Here is an 899-nt window from a genome sequence, read left to right as displayed (position 1 = left end):
TTAATAATAGTTTCTTTAGTAATTGTTCAATTGATACATCTCCATAATTATGATATATAAGTAATTGCTTTTTTTTTTGCGAGGTATTTATACCGAGAGGAAAGAGTAGGGACAGTCCCATAGCTCAGCTGGTTAGAGCGCTACACTGATAATGTAGAGGTCGGCAGTTCGAGTCTGCCTGGGACTACAAAAAAGAAATTCGTTTAGCAATAGGCGATACGTTCATTAAGTATTGAAGGAAATTTTAGAAGTTGTGCTACCTGTCAACTGTAAAGTGGCAACTGCCAACTTATAGAATGGGGGATTAGCTCAGCTGGCTAGAGCGCCTGCCTTGCACGCAGGAGGTCATCGGTTCGACTCCGATATTCTCCACAGCGACGAAAGTCGACAACGTTCATTGACATATTGGAACAGGAGGTAATACATTTTTAATTTATTACCGACTAAAAAAGAAAGAAACACGAATCTTTATTAAGTAAAGAGTACGAATAAGATAGAATAGATTAAAGATCTGGCGACAAGCTGGAAAAGGGCGTATGGGGAATGCCTAGGCTCTCAGAGGCGATGAAGGACGTGATAAGCTGCGAAAAGCTACGGGGATCGGCACACACGATATGATCCGTAGATATCCGAATGGGGCAACCCAGCATATTGAAGATATGTTATCTCGTAAGAGAAGTAAACCCGGGGAACTGAAACATCTAAGTACCCGGAGGAGGAGAAAACAAAAGTGATTCCGATAGTAGCGGCGAGCGAAATTGGATTAGTCCAAACCGTACATGTTCCGGCATGTGCGGGGTTGTAGGACCACGATATTCGAGATGTAATGAACTAGAACGCTTTGGAAATAGCGACCATAGAGGGTGATAGTCCCGTATAGGTAAAGAGCATTTAGATAG

2 tRNA genes and 1 rRNA gene are annotated in these 899 nt (G+C 42.3%); all 3 read left to right on the top strand.

What is annotated here, in order from left to right:
• Positions 1–113: 113 nt before the first annotated feature.
• Positions 114–187 (top strand) — tRNA-Ile (locus Q0871_RS18630).
• Between the two features lie 111 nt (positions 188–298).
• Positions 299–372: transfer RNA gene (locus tag Q0871_RS18625), tRNA-Ala, on the top strand.
• A gap of 143 nt (positions 373–515) precedes the next feature.
• Positions 516–899 (top strand): 23S ribosomal RNA (locus Q0871_RS18620); the annotation flags it as partial.

The organism is uncultured Maribacter sp., assembly GCF_947500985.1.
In the GTDB taxonomy this organism is placed as follows: Bacteria; Bacteroidota; Bacteroidia; order Flavobacteriales; family Flavobacteriaceae; genus Maribacter.
This window is presented reverse-complemented; position numbering and strand designations above follow the sequence as displayed.